13 protein-coding genes are annotated in these 14,787 nt (G+C 42.8%); 3 read left to right on the top strand and 10 right to left on the bottom strand.

The features are described from left to right. Positions 1 to 91 precede the first annotated feature (91 nt). Complete coding sequence (locus tag OCU77_RS06750) at positions 92 to 397, top strand: hypothetical protein (RefSeq protein WP_048897135.1); 306 nt, start codon at positions 92 to 94, stop codon at positions 395 to 397. A 124-nt stretch (positions 398 to 521) separates the two neighbouring features. Here the strand turns inward: OCU77_RS06750 and OCU77_RS06755 are convergent, their stop codons facing one another. Next, positions 522 to 1,712 carry an amino acid aminotransferase gene (locus OCU77_RS06755; RefSeq protein ID WP_048897295.1) on the bottom strand — a complete coding sequence of 397 codons (1,191 nt, stop codon included), beginning with the start codon at positions 1,710 to 1,712 and terminating at the stop codon, positions 522 to 524. A 562-nt stretch (positions 1,713 to 2,274) separates the two neighbouring features. On the opposite strand from OCU77_RS06755, the gene OCU77_RS06760 reads away from it, so the two are divergent. After that, positions 2,275 to 3,633, top strand: a complete 1,359-nt coding sequence (locus OCU77_RS06760; RefSeq protein ID WP_107302401.1) for an MFS transporter — start codon at positions 2,275 to 2,277, stop codon at positions 3,631 to 3,633. Between the two features lie 97 nt (positions 3,634 to 3,730). On the opposite strand, the gene OCU77_RS06765 is transcribed toward OCU77_RS06760, so the two are convergent. The 3 genes from OCU77_RS06765 to OCU77_RS06775 form a co-directional block, all read right to left on the bottom strand. Then, positions 3,731 to 3,973 carry a hypothetical protein gene (locus OCU77_RS06765; protein WP_048897136.1) on the bottom strand — a complete coding sequence of 81 codons (243 nt, stop codon included), beginning with the start codon at positions 3,971 to 3,973 and terminating at the stop codon, positions 3,731 to 3,733. A gap of 146 nt (positions 3,974 to 4,119) precedes the next feature. After that, positions 4,120 to 4,878, bottom strand: coding sequence for an enoyl-CoA hydratase-related protein (locus tag OCU77_RS06770; RefSeq protein WP_048897137.1), 759 nt, complete (start codon positions 4,876 to 4,878; stop codon positions 4,120 to 4,122). Between the two features lie 223 nt (positions 4,879 to 5,101). Then, positions 5,102 to 5,317 (bottom strand): VF530 family protein, encoded by a 216-nt coding sequence (locus OCU77_RS06775; protein WP_048897138.1) that lies wholly within the window; start codon positions 5,315 to 5,317, stop codon positions 5,102 to 5,104. A gap of 153 nt (positions 5,318 to 5,470) precedes the next feature. Here OCU77_RS06775 and OCU77_RS06780 point away from each other — a divergent pair, with 153 nt between their 5' ends. Then, positions 5,471 to 5,944 (top strand): YehS family protein, encoded by a 474-nt coding sequence (locus tag OCU77_RS06780; protein WP_048897139.1) that lies wholly within the window; start codon positions 5,471 to 5,473, stop codon positions 5,942 to 5,944. A 116-nt stretch (positions 5,945 to 6,060) separates the two neighbouring features. On the opposite strand, the gene OCU77_RS06785 is transcribed toward OCU77_RS06780, so the two are convergent. The 6 genes from OCU77_RS06785 to OCU77_RS06810 form a co-directional block, all read right to left on the bottom strand. Next, complete coding sequence (locus OCU77_RS06785; protein WP_048897140.1) at positions 6,061 to 6,630, bottom strand: hypothetical protein; 570 nt, start codon at positions 6,628 to 6,630, stop codon at positions 6,061 to 6,063. A 219-nt stretch (positions 6,631 to 6,849) separates the two neighbouring features. Next, the gene (locus OCU77_RS06790) at positions 6,850 to 7,428 is read right to left on the bottom strand and encodes a rhodanese-like domain-containing protein (RefSeq protein ID WP_048897141.1); all 579 of its coding nucleotides are present in this window, start codon (positions 7,426 to 7,428) and stop codon (positions 6,850 to 6,852) included. A 38-nt stretch (positions 7,429 to 7,466) separates the two neighbouring features. Then, positions 7,467 to 7,913 carry a MauE/DoxX family redox-associated membrane protein gene (locus OCU77_RS06795; protein WP_048897142.1) on the bottom strand — a complete coding sequence of 149 codons (447 nt, stop codon included), beginning with the start codon at positions 7,911 to 7,913 and terminating at the stop codon, positions 7,467 to 7,469. Between the two features lie 458 nt (positions 7,914 to 8,371). Beyond that, positions 8,372 to 9,772, bottom strand: a complete 1,401-nt coding sequence (gene asnS / locus OCU77_RS06800) for an asparagine--tRNA ligase (RefSeq protein ID WP_048897296.1) — start codon at positions 9,770 to 9,772, stop codon at positions 8,372 to 8,374. 99 nt (positions 9,773 to 9,871) lie between these two features. After that, entirely contained in the window at positions 9,872 to 11,491 is a 1,620-nt protein-coding gene (locus tag OCU77_RS06805; RefSeq protein ID WP_048897143.1) for a methyl-accepting chemotaxis protein, read from the bottom strand. Between the two features lie 345 nt (positions 11,492 to 11,836). Continuing rightward, on the bottom strand, positions 11,837 to 14,653 hold the full coding sequence (locus OCU77_RS06810; RefSeq protein ID WP_107302402.1) for a hydrogenase expression protein HypA: 2,817 nt from the start codon (positions 14,651 to 14,653) through the stop codon (positions 11,837 to 11,839). Positions 14,654 to 14,787: the final 134 nt, after the last annotated feature.

Below are 14,787 nucleotides of genomic sequence, written 5' to 3' on the forward strand. Positions count from 1 at the left end.
GTTCTGAGCGATGGCTCCTACGCAATGACCTGAACACTGACTTATCCAGATTGGTTAAGTGGATTTGATATATAACTCGGAGGCAAGATTTATGACGATGATAAGTGCTAGAGAGTTTTCTGACTGGCTTCGTAATCGCTTTGCTGAAGAAGAACAAGGTGTGTGCTTGACGCGCGACGATATTAATCAGCTAACGGGCAGACAGAGCTTTTCTCTGGGATTTGTGCATGACATCCATTATGAGCTTATGCAGCATGGCATGGCTTTTGTGACAGATACATCAAGAGAAAAATTTTATTTGGTACCGATATCAAATAAGCCTTGGCGAGATCAATTAGAACGTCAATACGAAAGGGAGTTGTTCTGTAATGTACTACCGCTAGATAAGTCGGGTTGAAACTGAATAGTCAGTACATCTATGACGTTGCGAACAATAAATAGAAATAAAAAAAGGGGGCTAATGATTAGCCCCCTCGTTAATTAATATAGATCAAACATGCATATACGGTTGCAGGCTGATTCTACAATACCGCGGCAATACCTTTACAAAGTGGTAGCATGTTATTTTTGGTCATGCCGGCAACGCTGATACGACCAGAGCCAACGATGTAAATTGCAAATTCATCTTTTAAACGGTTCACTTGCTCTTTACTTAAGCCTGAGAACGAGAACATGCCATTTTGACGCTCGATAAAGCTAAAGTCGGCATCCACACCTAGCTCTTTCAAGGTGTTGACGAATAATGTACGCATTTCTTGGATACGATCACGCATCTCTGCGACTTCCTGCTCCCATTCTGCACGTAAAGCAGTATCGTTTAGGATCTCGGTTACAATTGCCGCACCGTGAGCGGGTGGGTTAGAGTAGATGACTCGAGCAATACTCTTCACCTGGCTAAAAGCGGTATTTGCAAGCTCTGCCGTTTCAGCTACAAGAGTGAAAGCACCAACGCGCTCGTTGTATAAACCAAAGTTTTTAGAGAACGAACTCGCAATTAAAAGCTCTTTACATTGTGCCGCAAAAATACGTAGACCCAGTGCATCTTCTTCAACGCCAGCAGCAAAACCTTGATAAGCAAAGTCAAACATTGGAAGCAGTTCTTTTTCAACACACAGCGCTGCTAGTTGCTCCCATTGTGCTGTATCTGGGTCGATACCTGTTGGGTTATGACAACAGCCATGTAGTAGCACGATGTCGCCAGCATCAGCTTGAGATAAATCGTTCAGCATGGCCGCAAAGTCCATGTCTTTAGTTTCAGCGTTGTAATAGCCATATTGCGCAGTTTCAAGGTTTGCCGCCGCAAATACGCCGTTGTGGTTAGCCCAAGTTGGGTTACTGATCCATACTTTTACATCACCAAGCTGACGTTTAATGAATTCAGCAGCAACGCGTAATGCACCCGTACCACCCGGTGCTTGTGCTGTAAGTGCACGCTTGTTTGAGATAATCGTAGCGTCATGACCAAATAGCAGTTGCTGCACAGCAAGGCCGTATTCCGCTGTACCAGGGATGCTAAGGTATGACTTAGTTGTTTCTTTTTCTAACAGGATGGCTTCTGCTTTCTTAACAGTAGCAAGTACAGGTGTATTACCTGTTTCATCTTTGTAAATACCCACACCTAGATTAATTTTCTCTGCGCGAGCATCGTTTTTGAATTCTTCAGTGAGGCCAAGGATAGGATCGGCTGGTGCAGCTACGATTTTTTCAAACATTGTGGTGGTCATCCATGCTGAGAGTAATAAAGGGCTATAGCTCTCTTTATACCCTTTGAGAGTGCCTATTTACAACAAAATGCAACAATTTAACCCGATTTATTTTCATACCAGATATTTTTTGCATCTTATCGGTAACCACCTTATAAAAATAGCGCGGAAAGTTTTGCTTTATAGTTATTAAATAACGTTATTTATTGAGTTTGTTGACTGTTTTGTGAGCTTAATCGAATGTTTTTTGTGGCGGCGATCAAATTTGGTGTAATTTTACGAGATGTGCTGGTGATGTAACATTGTGATGTGAAACTGATCACAGTTGGTATGGATAGCTCTAACGTAGGATTACTCCCCGAAGGAAAACGCTCTAATATGATGATTTAATATGGCTTTTAATTATAAAACACCACAAAAAGCCATTTAGAGAGATAAAAGCAAGTAACTGATGTTTTTATCCTATATTCATCAGCCCTGAGCGTGGAAATATACCGGCTTCATTTATCTGTTGTGCATTTATCAAACAGCAACAATGAATGAGGTCGCTGGCGTTTAATCGGGGAATAAAATGGAAAAGCCACGCCTGTCTTTTTGGCAAATATGGAACATGAGTTTTGGGTTTTTAGGCATTCAGTTTGGCTTCGGCTTGCAAAATGCTAATGTGAGTCGAATTTTTGAAACGCTAGGCGCGAGCATAGATCAAATTCCGATCTTATGGATTGCTGCGCCGCTGACAGGTTTACTCGTTCAACCTATCATTGGTTACTTCAGTGACCGTACATGGACAGTATTGGGACGACGTCGGCCATATTTCTTATGCGGTGCCATCGCATCGTCAATAGCACTGCTTGTTATGCCTTACTCTCCGTACTTGTGGGTTGCTGCAGGTATGCTTTGGATTTTAGATGCTTCTATTAATGTGTCGATGGAACCGTTCCGAGCGTTAGTCGCTGATAACCTACCATCAGATCAGCGTACTCAAGGCTTCGCTGTCCAAACTTTCTTTATTGGTGTCGGTTCTGTTGTTGCTTCGGCAATGCCGTATATCTTGAGTAATGTTTTTGATGTGGCAAATACAGCACCTGCGGGCGAAGTACCGCCGTCAGTGAAAATCTCATTCCTTTGTGGCGCATTGGTTTTCTTAGCATCCATTTTATGGACGGTATTCAAAACCAAAGAATATTCACCAGAAGAAATGGATAAATTCCATGCTGCTGAATCGGCAGGTGATCTTGTTCAAGAAAAAGAAGAAAAAGCTAGCCTGAAAGAAATCATTGATGATTTGCGCGCTATGCCTAAAACCATGATGCAGCTTGCGGTTGTTCAGTTTTTCTCATGGTTTGCTTTGTTCGCGATGTGGATTTACACCACCTCCGCCGTTACATCACATATATTTGGAACCTCCGATGCCAGCTCAGCCTTGTATAATGAAGGTGCCGACTGGGTTGGACTTTGTTTTGCAGCATACAATGGTATTTCTGCTTTAGCGGCCTTTGCACTACCTTGGCTTGCTAATCGTACCAGTCGGAAATTTGTCCACTCGCTAGCGTTAGTGATTGGAGGGGGGAGCTTGGCGTCTATTGCTATGATTGAAAACCCACAAATGCTGATGCTTAACATGGTAGGTATTGGTATCGCTTGGGCGAGTATTCTGTGTATGCCTTACGCTATCTTAGCGGGTGCATTACCGAGTCGTAAAATGGGTTTCTATATGGGGGTCTTTAATTTTTTTATCGTGCTCCCTCAGATTCTGGCTGCAGGTATTTTAGGCTTCTTTACACGCTGGGCATTTGATGGCAACACCATGATGGCATTAGTGTTAGGGGGTTGTGCCATGATAGCGGCTGGCTTCTTTGTTTCGTTTGTTCAAGATGAAGATGAGCCAAATAAAATAGAAGACGTCGTGAAAGTGACAGTAACCGCTTAATTCGGGCTAATGCTTGTCTCGTCCTAAAATACGTTAACGATTTTAGTAAGCCAGTAACGCAAGTTGCTGGCTTTTTTATTATTTAAAGAAGTCAATATCAAAAAGCTAATCCTCTTTCATAGCGACCAACAATAAAAATGACGTAGCCAACTTTAAATACACCAGCAATAACGATTGTGGTCACATGAGCGATAGCTTGTTGGTAGATAGTAAAGTTATCGGCGAAAGGGAAACTGATCAGTAGTGAGCTGGTTAGTATGATTAAGCTGAGTACCATAATAATACCGCCTATCAGTGAGGCTGTTTTGAAAGGGTTAATAAGAATTTGTTTTGTTTTCATCGCTCCACCCATAAAGTTGTATTTTAAGTGCAACTTTATGGGTGTGTATTGATTATGTCAATAGAAAATTGATTTAGATCAATTTTCTATTGAGACTTGTCGTAATGAATCCGATTTAACGGTACAGGTAATAAGCGAGTAATTAGTTAAAACTGACTAAAGTTGGCGGGCCTTTTCTCTAGAAAGGCCGAAATGGCTTCTCGTGCTTCTGGTTGTGTTAGTAATTGAAATAACTGTTTGTTTTCAGCGTCAACGCACTCGATTAAGTCTTTAACTTCAAAGTTTACCAACATCGCTTTGCTGATTTGCATCGCAGAGGGAGGGAGTTTTGTGAGCTGCTCTAGACAGGAGTTTGCATCTTCCATGGGGTTATGGCTGAGCCCACTGACAAAGCCTAAAGTCAGCGCCTCTTCTGCTGTCATTGTCTCACCCAGCATCAACATAGCTTTTGCTTTTCGAATACCAATTAGTCGGGATAAATACTGGCTTGATGCAAATTCAGGACATAGTCCTAATTGAGCAAATGGCGTTTTGAAAAAAGCATGGGGTGAGATGAAAACAAAATCACAAAATTGTAAGAGGGTAGTACCTATACCAATTGCAGGCCCTTCGACAACAGCTACAACAGGCTTTTTATTACTGATGAGTGCTTTGATGAAGCGTCCAGCATGGTCGTCTTGCGCCCCGTTGGAGATAGCAAGGAAATCTTGCATGTCATTGCCGCTAGTAAATACATTTCCTTGCGCATGCAATAAAATCGCACGTACCTCTTTATTGTCTTGGCTGCCTTCTATAGCGTCTGCAAGCGCTTGATACATACTCTGATTAATGGCATTTTTTGCCGCTGGTCTGTCAATCTCAAGTGACAGAATATGGTTTTGTTGGCTGACATTTATCTCGGGCATTGCGTTCTCCTTCCCTGTGAACGGTATTCGTACAATTAGGTTAGTTCAAGTTAGAGTGATTACCCTATAAATGTTTGAGATAAAGCTTGTTAGGGAAATTTGTGAAATGAGCTGCGGAGTAAAAGAAACTGAAATTTACGATAATGATGTGCTGAAACGAGGGGGGAGCTATTAAGAGCCAGTGTTACCAGCTCTTATTCATGCTGAGTATGAATGCTCAGAATTACTTCTGAACCATATCAATATAAAGTGCTTCAACTTTAGTGCGCGCCCATTCTGTTTTACGTAAGAATTTAAGGCTCGATTTGATGCTTGGATCTTGGTTAAAGCAGCGAATGTCGATGCGGTAACCGAGTTCTTCCCAGCCATAATGTTCAACTAATTCTGTAAGAAGCTTTTCGAGTGTGATGCCATGTAGCGGGTTGTTTACTTGTGTCATAGTGTTCTATCTCGTTTAAGAACCGCAACTATAGCAGGTAAGTAAAGAAATAATATCGCTTTAGGAATAAAGTTACGCTGATGTCTGGTAAAATACTGCAAAATTTCGCAGTGAGTCATCTCGACTGAGCTGTAATAAACCTAGGACATACTTGTGGTCAACAACGATATCTTACGCCGTATTCGCTATACTTTTGATTTTAATGATGCAGAGATGATCAGTATTTTTGCTGCTGCAGAACATGAAGTCACTAGAGAGCAAGTTAGCGATTGGTTGAAGAAAGACGATGATGACGCTTTCAAAAAATGTACAGACCGTGAACTGGCCATTTTTCTAAATGGTTTAATTAACCATAAACGTGGTAAGAAAGAAGGTGAGCAACCAGAGCCTGAAACACGTTTAACCAACAACATGATCTTCATGAAGTTACGTATTGCACTGAATTACCGTGCTGAAGATGTACTGGAAATCATGGAAAGCATCGACTTTAAATTAAGTAAGCATGAGCTTAGCGCGTTCTTCCGTAAGCCTGAAAACAAACACTACCGTGAGTGTAAAGACCAGATTTTACGTAACTTCTTACTCGGTGTTCAACGTAAAGAACGCCCAGAAGTAGAATCTGAATAATACGACATCGAATTAATCACACGTACTATAGTCAGCACTACGTATAGGTATAGATAAATAAAAGGCTACCTTTGGGGTAGCCTTTTTTGTCTCTGGTATTGTGCCGACTAGCAGACCTAGTGGTTTAGCATTATTTCGCCATCATGCTGAGTGAGCAGCATTTTTTGGATGTTGAAGCCGCAAAGCATAAGGATCAGACACCAATTTAAGAAAGGTAATGTCCCTTTTTCTAAGCTTGTCGCTATCTGAACAGGTTTCCACTGAAAGGTCTCACAAAGGTTCTCAACGGTAATACCTGTAAATGTATTGTCGCCAATAACGCGTTTAAATTCTTTTTCGCTTGGCATTTCAAAAGCATTTTTATTTTTAAATGCTGTTGGTTTGAATGCGCGCATCACTTTTCTTGCATCTACATCGATTGGCTGACCATTATTTTGAATATTTGGTCGACCAACCAGTGCTGTTAGAAAACACCAGCAAGGGTAGGGAATATCAGACAGATTTTCAGGCTCACGCTTATAACGTGATGTCCAATCAGAGAGTTTTTTCTCTTGTAGGCCAGTTAAATTAGCAATGGTAGCTGAATCATAACCGTATTCTTTTAGTTGGTTAATAATTTCAGCGACTTCAGAAACGAAGGGTTTGGCCCATTGGCTTGCTGGCGCTAGGGTGTTTTCTCTGATCATAATAGACTCATGTGGTTTAGCATTGCTGCTTACTGAAATAAGCGGATAGGCGTAAGCTTATTCTAACCTTGCAACCAAGTCTATTGTGAGTGTAAGCCTGTTACATATTTCATGCTAGCTGTTGGTATATCGGTCAGTTGGTCGTGGCATTGTATGCTAAAGGAAAAGGCTGGGTCATTGCTCCAGCCTTTTTGATATTACCTGTGTTAGATAGAAAGGTTATAGCGAAGCGGTTTTAAAGCCTGCGCCTTTCCAGGCAAAAATACCACCAGGGTAACGATAAACATTGGTGTAACCAAGCTTCACTGCCCAAGCTGCAGCATTATGGCTACGACTGCATTTTACGAAACCACAATAAAAGACCAAGGTTTTGCTCTTGTCTTGACCAAGAAGCTGGGTGAAATCCTCAACTGACTTCTGGTCGGTTAATGCAGAATCCCACTCTGGCATGTTAGGAATAGGGAACTCGAATTGCTCAGCGTTTGGGATATGCTCTTTCTTATAGCTGTCTTTGAACGGCATAGCATCGACAATCATCACATCGCTGTTTTGCTCGGTGAGTGCTTTGAGCCCATTAGTGTCGATGAGCTGATAGTTGCCAGCAAGGGTTTCATTATGAAGCTTGATAGCCACTTGTTCTGTCTCGACTTCAGCTTTGAATTTACCGCCAAACAGACCTGCATTAGCACTGAAGGGTAAGGTTAACAATGCACTGGCAAGAATAAGAACCTTGAGTGAAAAACTACGTCCGATACGCAGGAAAGAAAGCGAGTGCAAAGATGCCTTGTTTTGTCTCATGATTGTATCCTTAAATAAAGTAGGCTAGTTCCGCCACTTCACACGCTTGGTGCGATAAGACGGTGGTTTGCCAAGTTATTGAAATAATATAGGGCTGCTGAAACGCAAAGGATCAGCAGCAGAACGAGAAATTGTGGCAGAAGTGTACTGTAGACTTCTGACTGAAGTGATCCCGGTAGATAACAACCGCAATCAATATGTAAGCCTTGGTAAAGCGCAAGCCCTAATAAGGCTATGTGTATGCAGAAGGCGGCAACAACAGGCAATAAAGTTGTGATGCCAAAGCAAGCGGTGAGGGCGCTAATACCAAGCACAATAGGTATAACTAAAGCGACAGGGTCAGCATACATAATAGGAACGATGCCAGTATCACTAAGCAGTAATCTGGTGTGTTCTGTGAAGAAAAAACCTTTGGTTGTGAGCGCTGCAGCGCACATCAGTACAAAAGAGGTAACACAAAGATGGAAATAGCTTCTCGTTTTCATGAATTGCTTGCTTCCTTTTGTATCGTCCTTCGAAAGTGACTAAATGATTAGCCAAGGATCAAATACGCATCCGATTTATTTGGTCTGAATGTTTTAAGCTCGATCTCTGTTTGTATCCTTGGAGTGATGAATAACGCCAAGTGGAGGTAGTGAGTCGCGATAAGTGACTGGGTGCTTATAATACCTGACCAGTTGGGCTTTAACCTTGATACATGTAACGAAAATAAGCTTTCACGTTATTACCGAGAGTGAGAACTTATTGAAAGCAAAAGAAAGATCAGGGAATAAGATGAATACCGAAGAGGGGATGGAAATTCCGGTTACAAATATTCTGAATAAAGCTGAAAGGAAATGGTGTCGATGTTAGGGGTTATCGGCATAGGGTGGGGGATAAATATCAGCCATAAAAAAGGCCACCCGAAGGTAGCCTTTTACAATGCTATTGAGCGAACTTCTAATTAGAAGTTTGCAGAGCGTGGCGCACGTGGGAATGGGATCACATCACGGATGTTCGCCATACCCGTTACGTACGTTACTAGACGCTCAAAGCCAAGACCGAAGCCTGAGTGAGGTACAGTACCGTAACGACGTAGGTCGCGGTACCAGTCCATGTGCTCTGGGTCGATACCAATCTCAGCCATACGCTTGTCTAGTAGTTCTAGACGCTCTTCACGCTGAGAACCACCGATGATTTCACCGATACCCGGTGCAAGAACATCCATCGCTGCAACTGTTTTACCGTCATCGTTCAAACGCATGTAGAAAGACTTGATGTCTTTCGGGTAGTTCTTAACAACAACCGGTGCTTTGAAGTGTTCTTCTGCTAGGTAACGCTCGTGCTCAGAAGACATGTCGATGCCCCACTCAACATCGAATTCAAATTTGCGACCAGAATCTTTAAGGATTTGGATTGCATCAGTGTAGTCAACTTGTGCGAAGTCAGACTCAACGAAGTTCTCTAGACGAGAAATTGCGTCTTTGTTGATGCGTTGTGCGAAGAACTCAAGGTCGTCGCGACGCTCTTCAAGTACCGCTTTGAATACGTACTTCAGCATGTCTTCTGCTAGTTTCGCTACGTCATCAAGTTCTGCGAAAGCAACTTCAGGCTCTACCATCCAGAATTCAGCAAGGTGGCGGCTAGTGTTTGAGTTTTCAGCACGGAAAGTTGGGCCGAAAGTGTACACTTTGCTTAGTGCACAAGCGTAAGCTTCTGCGTTTAGCTGACCAGATACTGTTAGGAAGGTTTCTTTACCGAAGAAGTCTTCGTTGTAATCAACATTGCCTTGTTCTGTGCGAGGTAGGTTTTCCATGTCTAGCGTAGAAACGCGGAACATTTCACCAGCACCTTCACAGTCAGACGCTGTGATCAGTGGTGCAGAAACCCAGAAGTAGCCTTGCTCGTGGTAGAAGCGGTGGATAGCTTGCGATAGACAGTTACGAACACGTGCTACTGCACCAATCACGTTCGTGCGAGGACGAAGGTGAGCGACTTCACGAAGGTACTCAATTGAGTGACGTGTTTTCGCCATTGGGTATGTGTCTGGGTCTTCAACTAGGCCAACAACTTTTACGTCTGTTGCCGTTAGTTCAAAATCTTGACCTTTAGCAGGAGACTCAACAATCTTACCAGTGACCTCAACAGAGCAACCAGTTGTTAGTTTAAGTACTTCTTCCTGGTAATTATTTAACTCATTTGGGACCACGGCCTGAATCGGGTCGAAACAAGAGCCGTCATAAATGGCAAGAAAAGAGATCCCAGCTTTGGAATCACGACGTGAGCGGATCCAACCGCGGACAGTGACTTCAGTGTCTACTGCCAGCTTACCGCTTAATACGTCTGTTACAGGCGCGTAAGTCATGTTTAAATTATTCTCCGTTAAGGCACTTTGGTCGTAATTGACAATTTGTGCTTTAAGATACATTCCGAAACATCAATATTACCTGTCTCACGTCAAGCATCAAGCATTGTTATCACTTGAAAGCGTAAATTGATGAAGTAATCGCTCTAATTGCTCTGCTAACTGCTCAAGATTTACACTAATCTCTCTTGATTGGGCTGCATGAGAAGAAGTTTCATCTGCGTGTCGGGTAATTGTTTCAATTTTAGTATTCACTGAATCTGCCATATTTGCCTGTTCAGCGCTTTGTTGTTGGATGTCATTTGCGTGATTGTTAACTACCTGAATATGATTACCTATATTAGATAGTGCTTGTGAAAGCAGCTCAATGGTTTCCATTTTGGCATAAGCTGTTTTACAGGTGTCTTCAACCGCTTTCGCTGAAGCTTCACTGCCTTGGTGTAAAGTTTCAATAATGATTTGAATATCGCCTGTTGCTTGGTGGGTTCGAGTGGCAAGGTTTCGTACTTCATCAGCAACCACAGCAAACCCCCGACCTTGATCACCTGCACGTGCAGCTTCAATCGCGGCATTTAATGCAAGTAGATTGGTTTGTTCGGCAATTCCACGGATCACATCTAAAATACTGGTGACTTGGCTGCTCTGTTCATTTAAATGATTAATTCTGGTTTGAACATTTTCAATGCCATGTACTAGATGTCGAATGTCGTCACCCGCGCTGATGGCTAACTGTGTACCTTGACGGGCAGAGTCTGATGCATTTTGGCTAAGGGCTGCCGCTTCCGTGGTACGTTGTTCGACTTCGTGCTGTTGCTGTTGCATTTGTTCAATGGCCGCACCGATATCGGTTGTTTCAGATCGTTGAGACTCTACAGCGTGTGTCGTTTGTGAGGCTACGTTAATGAGTTCGTTAGCTTGTAAGGTAAGTGACTCTGAGGTTGTTTGCACTTGTTGCAAGCTGGCAGAGAAGTTATCTAAGAGTTGATCATAGCTTTGGCATAGTTCACCAATTTCATCCTGGCGTGTTTCGTTGAGGCGAGAGCTGAGATCTTTGTTAATGCTGGTCTGCTTCATATAGTTAGAAACACGACGTAATGGGCGCACTATGATGCGTCGAATCATAAATAACGCGAACAAAAAGCCAGTGCCAGCAATAAGTGCCATTATTCCACCTGCGAATAATAGCTCTTTGTTTACACGTTCATAGAGTGGACCTAAGCGGTATTCAAGGCGAACAACGCCCAATACTTCACCCTCAGGCACAATATGACAGGTTAGGCAGTTAGTGCCGCGATAATCTTTACTGGCTTTCATCGGCAGAGCAACCAGTAAATTTTTCCCGCTGGGTGTTTCGATAGTTTCAACAATCTGTTCGCCTTGTAACGCACGACGGTCAAAGTTATCTATGGGTGTTTGTCCTTCAAATCCTGTACCAAAATACTTGGTGATACCTTCACCTCGGATAACGCGAACATTATCAATCCCTGTATGTGACAATACTTTTTGGCGCAATGTCTCTCGTTGCGCCATTGCGCCCGTTAACATCATCATATTTAAGCTGTCAAAGTAGTTACCTGCTTTATCAAGCGTTTGTTCGCTTATTACGGATTGCAATAGGGCTTTTTGTTGGTGAGATTCGTAGGTTAAAGAGGCGGCTAATACCAAAGTAAAAACAGCCAAAAGTGTTAAAAGTAATTTGTGAGCAATGGTTAATCGCATGTATTTCTTCCTTAAAAGCGATTGATGGCACTGCGGTCTAATGCCGCTTTTTTGATGCTTGTTAGAGGCTTTTTGAAGCGTCCAGTGTGGAAGGGTGATCACACATGCTGATATGTTACTGATTAAAAATGTTAACCATTAATTTCAATGTGGTTATTGTGATGTAGCGCATGCAATTGCATGCTTTATTGAATAGTGATGAAATATAACTCTGCCACAGGCGTTGAACGCGGCTTTTACTGTCAGTAAATATATGAAAGTTGCGCCAAAACTTTGTCGTTAAGGCGCAATGTCGTGATTTATTCTTATTACTATACGTGATGGTTCATCGGGAATTTATGCCATTCACGGCGTAATATATTCACACGCTCTACCATCATCAAGGATCGTACCGTTAGCGATACCTGGTGGACGAGGCTGAGGCTGCCCTTCAGGGACAACGGGTGGTTGGATAGTTGTGACGTTAGGTACGTCATTGGCACTGATAAAGGTGATAGTGTCACTCCATACTTCACCTTCATCCGCAGCAAATTGTAAACCTGCTTGCCATCGTGTTTGGTGATTAAATGCTTTAATCGTGAAACGTAAACCATCCGATTCGGTGAGTGTAATACGTTCGTTCAGCGAACCATCCACGGCTTGGTAAAATAAGCTACCATCCTCGTCAACTTTCCAGTGGATATCGATATTAAAGCCACATCCTGCTGAATCGATATATTTTCCACGGAAGAAATCGCCATCGAATTCGTCACTCAGTTTTAAAAAACGTGAGCTGTCACTGGCAAATTTCAGCGCTTTGTCATCACTGGCAATGCCTGTCTCACCAATTAGCATCGCTTCATTGAAGCGCACCATTTTGTTGTCCCAACCAACCATACAAGCCGCTGTTTCATTCTGATATTGGGTTTTGGTTGATTTTGATAATGGTGCAATTGTTGTCATGTCCCAACCTGAATCACCTGTGATACACGCCGTGAGTTCGAAGGGAGAATATTCTTTGTTGATGGATGAAAAGATAGAATTGACGACAGGACCAAATGGGTCAAAGCGCGAGAAGAACACTTTATAAGCGTAGAGATTAGTATTGCGATCTCGGCTGGTAACCGCCATCAAATCAAAATCTTTTTCTTGTGCAGGATCCCAATTGATCTTGAGGTAACCTTCAGAAGTATGCGTCCATGTACGATCATTAAACTGGCGATCACCGTTGATGTAATATTCCCATGTGTTGTCGGGTTTTAAGATCACAGTGTCGATATCACCACTTTCTGTTAACTGAACGAGGTGTTGGTTGATCAGTCCGCTAATATCTTCTGCGGTAAATCGCTCATCCCCACCACATTCTATGATGGCATTGAGGAACTTGTCTGTTGTTGCTGTTGAGGTATCGCCAAAGGTACATCGGCCAAAGGGCGGTAGGTTACTGCGACTTGCCGCAGCAAAAATCTGTGCTTTAGCATTGTTATCGAACCCCGCGAAATGAAACGGTTCGAATTTCAATAAGGTTTCACCAATATTGACGAAGTTTCGATCTTCCACCAAAAAGAGGTTGTTGGTGGTGAAGCGGTAACTATCATCAAGCTGTTTGACAATATCTGGCACGACAAATTGAATAAACTCAGTATTGCCTAATGTGACAGGGGCGAAGGTACCTTCTGTGAACACATCCCAGTTATCGCCAGCAACATTGAACCAGTAATAAGCGGTATAGAAGCCCTCGTCTTGAACAAACTCGACCACGAATTTATCCGATAAACTAAAGCCTTTCGTTTCTAACACTTGGCTAGCGTGTACGTCGCTTATGACATCTTCAAGTGCCGTGATATGAACACTAGGTTGAGCGGGTGGGCTGACTCGACAAGCGTCGTTGTTGTCACGGGTATCGCACAATAAATACTGCTCTTTTTGCGGTTGCCATGTGAAATAAAAACCGTAGGTATCTTCCGTAAATTCTGTGTCGGCTGGGATATATTTACTGATGTGATGATTGTCTTTAGATGACAAGAAATAACGGATCTTCTTACCTGTGAGTGGATAAACCTTAACGCTGAGATTATTGCCCAACTCTTCATTGCCTTGTAGGGCCGAGTTTGTCATTAAGGCTGTTTTTTTGGTGGTTAATACTACCTTGTCATAGTCAAATAAGCCCTGCCAGCCACCTCCTGTAAACACTTGTTTAGAAATGTCATTGGATGAAAAGCGTGTACTTTCACTGAAATAAGTAAAGTAAGTGGAGAAGTTGATATCGGTGCTGCCATCTTTTCGCCAACCTGTATCCGTCTGGCGGGTTTCTGTACCATCGTAGGCATATTGATTTGCGTTGATGCCGCTACCCTGATTCGAATCAAAACTATTTAGACGCCAATAGCCGTCAGTTAATATCGCTTCGATGTTGCCTTCAGCGCCGAGTTGTTCGGAGTAGGTGCGATCAATAATGCCATCAGTAATATCTCTTACTTTAGTGAGTATCAAAATATTTTGCAGTGTCATGCCCAGCGTGCCTAATTGCGGACGTAAAGCAGACTCTATTTCGCTGTTTATCTGCGTCATGTAGGCAGTAGCTTCGCGGAGTTTTCGCACGTTAGGATCAACCGCAGTTTCGAGGAATACTCCCCAATCACCTTTTTCGACAACACGTTTTGCGATGGCTTGGTAAGCTAGAGTGCTGTTTAACGATACCACGACCTCACTACTTGTTAATGGCACCATGTAAAGGTGTTTAGGTAAAGGATCGCCAATAATGACTTCAGGTTCATTAAAAAGATCGACGAGTAGTACTGCATTCACACGCAACGAGGTATCGGCATCAAATTGATAGCCGCCGTTACTGAGTTTTTGCCAACCAGAAAGTGTCGAGGTGCGGTAAATTTTCCCCTGACCGTCAATCAGAACGATTTTGAAATTCTTTTCTTGCAGGCTAGAGAGAATATCCGCGTGGGCGGTATTAATAATGCTGAGCGACAGTGGTGATTTTGGTTGAGGCAATATCGATTGATATGCCGTTGCGAGTCCTTCTGGTACATCGACAGTGACCGTAAATCGACTAGAAATTTCAACAACTTCTTGTGGTACGACAGCTGGGTCATCACTGCTGCCACCTCCGCAGGCTGTTAATATTCCACTAAGCATGGCTACAGCCATGATGCGAATGAAAGCACGCATAGCAACTCCCCTGTTAAAAAATAAATTCGTGTTAAATCACGAAGGTTTAGCTTGAAGGCATTCCTCATCATTAATAGCTGTGGTGTTACTTATCTGAATAGGCGCTACTTGCGAGAAATGTCGATCTATTTTGG

It is taken from the genome of Photobacterium swingsii, from assembly GCF_024346715.1.
Taxonomy (GTDB): Bacteria; Pseudomonadota; Gammaproteobacteria; order Enterobacterales; family Vibrionaceae; genus Photobacterium; species Photobacterium swingsii.

Coding starts and splice junctions, on each gene's coding strand:
- OCU77_RS06750 (WP_048897135.1), top strand. CDS start 92: ATGACGATGATAAGTGCTAGAGAGTTTTCTGACTGGCTTCGTAATCGC.
- OCU77_RS06755 (WP_048897295.1), bottom strand. CDS start 1,712: ATGTTTGAAAAAATCGTAGCTGCACCAGCCGATCCTATCCTTGGCCTC.
- OCU77_RS06760 (WP_107302401.1), top strand. CDS start 2,275: ATGGAAAAGCCACGCCTGTCTTTTTGGCAAATATGGAACATGAGTTTT.
- OCU77_RS06765 (WP_048897136.1), bottom strand. CDS start 3,973: ATGAAAACAAAACAAATTCTTATTAACCCTTTCAAAACAGCCTCACTG.
- OCU77_RS06770 (WP_048897137.1), bottom strand. CDS start 4,878: ATGCCCGAGATAAATGTCAGCCAACAAAACCATATTCTGTCACTTGAG.
- OCU77_RS06775 (WP_048897138.1), bottom strand. CDS start 5,317: ATGACACAAGTAAACAACCCGCTACATGGCATCACACTCGAAAAGCTT.
- OCU77_RS06785 (WP_048897140.1), bottom strand. CDS start 6,630: ATGATCAGAGAAAACACCCTAGCGCCAGCAAGCCAATGGGCCAAACCC.
- OCU77_RS06790 (WP_048897141.1), bottom strand. CDS start 7,428: ATGAGACAAAACAAGGCATCTTTGCACTCGCTTTCTTTCCTGCGTATC.
- OCU77_RS06795 (WP_048897142.1), bottom strand. CDS start 7,913: ATGAAAACGAGAAGCTATTTCCATCTTTGTGTTACCTCTTTTGTACTG.
- asnS (WP_048897296.1), bottom strand. CDS start 9,772: ATGACTTACGCGCCTGTAACAGACGTATTAAGCGGTAAGCTGGCAGTA.
- OCU77_RS06805 (WP_048897143.1), bottom strand. CDS start 11,491: ATGCGATTAACCATTGCTCACAAATTACTTTTAACACTTTTGGCTGTT.
- OCU77_RS06810 (WP_107302402.1), bottom strand. CDS start 14,653: ATGCGTGCTTTCATTCGCATCATGGCTGTAGCCATGCTTAGTGGAATA.